Here is a 4,690-nt window from a genome sequence, read left to right on the forward strand (position 1 = left end):
AAGCTGTACACAGAGCCATTTTTACTCTCAAGGCTGTGATTGGGTTTAAGGCAATTTGGATGTTAGCCAAAATTTGAGGTAGCTCGACCAAAGCGGATATATAGTATTTAGCAAAAAATAAAAAGATTCATTATTGTCATGGTGGCGTAGAATATGAGACATGACACAAAATCCAGAGAGTAAAAAGTTAGTACCTGACTTGCTGCAAAGCATTGACCCAAGCGGAATTGCAGACCCTTCATTGCGTCAAACCATAGAAGTACTTTTGAACTTAATAGAAGAACAAAATTTAAAGATAAAAAGTTTAGAAGAAGAAATTCAAAAACTTCGGGATGAAAACAACCGCCTAAAAGGAGAAAAGGGCAAGCCAGACATCAAAGCCAATAAAACTAGTGGGTTTAAGAAAGACCATTCGTCAGAAAAAGAACGTAAAACTCATAAAGAACATACAAAGAGTAGTAAAAACGCCAGCGTAAAAATAGATAGAGAATGGGTTTTGGAGTATCCAGAATCTGAGCTACCAACGGATGCCCAGTTTAAGGGTTACGAAAAAGTAGTTGTACAAGATATCTCACTTGAAACAGATAACGTACTATTTCTAAAACCAAAATTTTACTCCCCATCAGAAGGTAAAACATACTTGGCGCCATTACCAGCAGGTTACGATGGAGAGTTTGGTCCAGGAATTAAAGCCTTAGTCATAAGCTTGTACTATGGAGGCAATATGACTCAAGGTAAATTATTAGAATTTTTAGAAGATATTGGTATATCGATGTCAGCAGGTTATTTGTCAAATCTGCTAATTAAAAACACTGGTGAATTCTCGAATGAGTATAACGAAGTATATATATCTGGGCTAGAAAGTACTACTTGGCAGCACATAGACCAAACGTCCGCGCGTGTTAAGGGCATAAATCAGACTACGAATGTAATTTGTAACCCTCTGTATACTGTTTACTCGACAACGCGAAAAAAAGATAGATTAAGCGTACTAGGGGTGTTACAGAACTTTCAAGGGCTTGAGTTTATTTTAAATGAACTCACATACGAACTATTGGATACTTTAAATGTGCCTGCTAAATGGAGTAATCAACTCAAATTATTGCCTCAAGAAAAAGTGTTTGCAGAGTCAGAGTTTAATTCTCTGCTTGATACGTATTTGAAAAAACTAGGTTCTCAAAATCGTACTCGTGTATTGGAAGCGGCAGCGATTGCTTTTTATCATCAGCAAACGCATATTCCAATAGTACAAACTCTCGTATGTGATGATGCCCCCCAATTTAAACTATTGACTAATAATTTAGCTCTGTGCTGGGTACATGAAGGGCGCCATTATAAAAAACTGACTCCGTTTGTTGCCTGCCATCAAAAAATTTTAGACGACTTTCTATCTGAGTTTTGGAATTACTACCGGGAACTGCTTGCTTATAGTGATTCTCCTTCTGTAAAGAACAAACTTTGGCTTCAGTCAAGATTTTGGGAAATCTTTGGTACTGAAAGTGGTTATAAGCAATTAGACGAACGAAAGCAGTTAACAGTAGCAAAAGTTTCCGAGCTACTTTTAGTTCTAGAGTATCCTGAATTGCCGTTACATAATAACCCTGCTGAACTAGCTGCCAGAACAATGGTGCAACGACGTAACATTAGTTATGCGACTCAGACCAGTGAGGGAACTAGAGCTTGGGATATATTGATGTCTCTTGTTGCGACTACTCGTAAATTAGGAATAAGCTTTTTCAAGTACATACAAGACCGTATTTCTAAGAATTATGATATCCCATCTTTAGGAGATGTTATTAGAGATAAATCTGTTGAAAAGCATCAGCCCTTGTTTTGGCAAGATGAATTATTTTGTATGTCAGGGTAAACACTCTTCGATTAACTCGTTGGTTAAATTAAAAACTCACTACATTTAATGGTTGGTGTGCATGTATTTGTGCTGCATCAAAATTTATTCGTTTGCCAATGCAGGTAATCCACGCTGGTTGTGGTGCGTTTAAAAGTGCGTTATTAAAGAAGTGCTATTGTAGTTTGTATTTTTTCTTGTTATATAGTTAGCTCTTTCACTTCATAATAAATATTATGTTGATATAAATACTGTTAGCAACGTTCTATGGCGCAGCGGGCGCCCTGCTAGAGCATGGCTTAAGTTATTTGTATACATAATAAATATATCCAACAACAAAGAGAATCACTATTTACCCCAACTTATTGAGCCGATACATCGCTATTGACTATAATCAATTTTTTCAGACATTTACACAAACATAGCCTTGTGTGATTTATCTTACAGGAGTAAGGAGTAAGGAGTAAGTAGTATTGTGCCTGCGTGTAAATATTGATTACGAATAATCAATGTTTAAAATTTTTATATAATAGACATAATACACACATAGATATAGCGAGGAGAACGAATATGAATTTTGCAGGACTTTCGAGCCAAGAGTATATTGCGAAGAAAAGTATCGGTGATTTATCAGAATCTGATACGGAAATTCAGGACATTAAAAAATATTTGAAAAATTTATATGAAAAAAACCTAATTGTTGGATTTGAATACATAGTCCTTAAAAGTGAATCCGATATTTATGATGAAGATTTGGATATTGACGCTATTAAGGAAATTAATCAAGGTATTTTTCCCTGTATTTGGATAAATATTACATACGAAACAGATTTTTTTGAGAAAAATGAACACACAGCTATCGAGGAAAAGTTTGCTTTAATTTCACTATAGAAATTTAGTGCGTTTACGTACAAATCCCTAAGTATTATTATAAATTGTCACGACTGTGATACATTTATAGCGTTTATGTAACTAAATATGGTATCTAACTCCCCTATCGCTTCTAGTTCGCTAGCTTCTTCTGATGTTAGAAGGTCAGCTTTTTTCTAACCCTTGAAGTTCTTCCAGCCCGTTTATCTAATTCTTCTGTAAACTTGAATAGGCTGAGATTGTTAATTCTCTCAACTCGAATTCCCTTTGTTAGCCAAGACGAAGGCTTGATTACTACGTTGGTTATAGGTTTAGTGCAACCGGATTGATTATTTGTTTTTATTTTAGTATTTGTACTATCCCAACTTTGATCGTTCGCTAATAATGTGAAACAATCATGAAGCTTAGAAACATAATTTTGTGCCACTTATAATCTAAAGTTTAAAATTGAGTATTCGTAGATGTTCTCAATTTCTCTTTCGGCTTGATTAGTGAGTTGGTAAGCTGCCATTATTTTTGAGCCTATCTTCTACCCTTTTTATAATATCGTGTAGAGTGGACGCACTTACACCACTATCTAAGCCTTCCTGAATAAGAGAAAGCAAATTTTGTTCTGCCTGTCGCTTGTCTTGATCACGGCGTATCAAATCACAAAAGTATTCGCTATCGTTCCCATAGCGTCCGCTTTCGATTTGAGCTTTAACCCATTCATCCATCACTTCAGGGATAGTAATAGTTTTTCGCATCATCACCATTATGCTTACTCCTTCTACTTATATAGAAAGTATGTTTAAAGTATGATTATTATCATACTTTAACTTTGAGGTGAGCCAACATCAGTTATCTTCCAATTTTCAAGAGGCGCCTTACAATTTCTAGAACATTGCTAGAAACCCTACTTCTGCTTTACACTCTTAACCGCAGCGTCCGCATTGACTAAACCGCGTCCGAAGAAATATTCCTGTGCTGACACGGGTTTCGTCTTGGCAAAAATCCCTGAAGGTCGAGAAATTGGTTCATCCCCAACAGTTCCAAAACCCACTTCTTTCTGTAAGCGATAACGATTAATGTCGGTTTTAGAAAGATTTAAGCCATCATACGTAGCGGTCTTTTTCAATATTGATACTATTTCGTCCCGACTTAAACGCCGTTTTGGGTCTTCCCCCTTCATTAATGCTACTACTCCTGATACGATGGGACCTGAGAACGAAGTACCTTGTACTTGAACGTATTTACCTGCAGGGTCTAATGCCATACCCCAAGAACTATCTGGTACAGATATTCCTTGCCAAAAACCATCCAACCAAGTGCCACCTGTAGTTAAAATTCCCCCACTCAGAGTATTTTGAGTTTCTCCGCCAGGTGCAACTACATCTAATCCGGCGCCATAACTGCTGTAAAAGGTACGATTACCTGTCATATTTGTGGCGCCGACTGATACAACTCCAGGAATACCAGCAGGAAAGCCAACACCATCTAAATTTTCATTCCCAGCAGAAGCGATGATTACCAGGTTGCGGTTATTATCTAATACATCAAAAATTTGTTCGGTTAATCCTTCATCAGGAAGCAAACTGCCCAAACTCATATTGATGACATCAACATTTCTACTGGCAGAATAACCAATTGCTTCCGTTAAAGAAGCAGAATTAATCACACCACCCAAGCCGAAAACTCTTACTGGTAAAATTTGGGTGTTAGGCGCCACTCCAAGAACACCTGACTTATCTGGAGAATTGGCAGCAATTACCCCCGCAGACCAAGTACCGTGAAATTCACCACTGATTGTAAGACGAATGTGATTGCGAATATAATGAGCAATTTCGCTCTTTGAAGCTTTGGGGTTACGTTTCTGGAAAGTATCAGCAAGCTGTTGATATTTTTTGATTAATTGTTCGGCAGGTAATTTAAAACCCACATTCCGCACTTCAATTTGAAGCACAAAAGATTACAATCAAGGAAAAAGCAAAAATT

Annotated in this window: 4 protein-coding genes; 2 read left to right on the forward strand and 2 right to left on the reverse strand. The window is 36.9% G+C overall.

Annotation, left to right across the window (positions count from 1 at the left end; translation table 11 throughout):
• Positions 1–160 precede the first annotated feature (160 nt).
• Positions 161–1,867, forward strand: a complete 1,707-nt coding sequence (locus AC2JBO_RS43280; RefSeq protein ID WP_496959793.1) for a hypothetical protein — start codon at positions 161–163, stop codon at positions 1,865–1,867.
• A gap of 549 nt (positions 1,868–2,416) precedes the next feature.
• Positions 2,417–2,737, forward strand: a complete 321-nt coding sequence (locus AC2JBO_RS43285) for a hypothetical protein (RefSeq protein ID WP_496959794.1) — start codon at positions 2,417–2,419, stop codon at positions 2,735–2,737.
• A gap of 467 nt (positions 2,738–3,204) precedes the next feature.
• Here AC2JBO_RS43285 and AC2JBO_RS43290 read toward each other — a convergent pair whose 3' ends face one another.
• Positions 3,205–3,465 carry a type II toxin-antitoxin system ParD family antitoxin gene (locus tag AC2JBO_RS43290; RefSeq protein ID WP_496959795.1) on the reverse strand — a complete coding sequence of 87 codons (261 nt, stop codon included), beginning with the start codon at positions 3,463–3,465 and terminating at the stop codon, positions 3,205–3,207.
• A 146-nt stretch (positions 3,466–3,611) separates the two neighbouring features.
• Positions 3,612–4,658 carry a S8 family peptidase gene (locus AC2JBO_RS43295; RefSeq protein ID WP_496959796.1) on the reverse strand — a complete coding sequence of 349 codons (1,047 nt, stop codon included), beginning with the start codon at positions 4,656–4,658 and terminating at the stop codon, positions 3,612–3,614.
• Positions 4,659–4,690: the final 32 nt, after the last annotated feature.

The organism is Calothrix sp. CBUCES-K 9914, assembly GCF_059640475.1.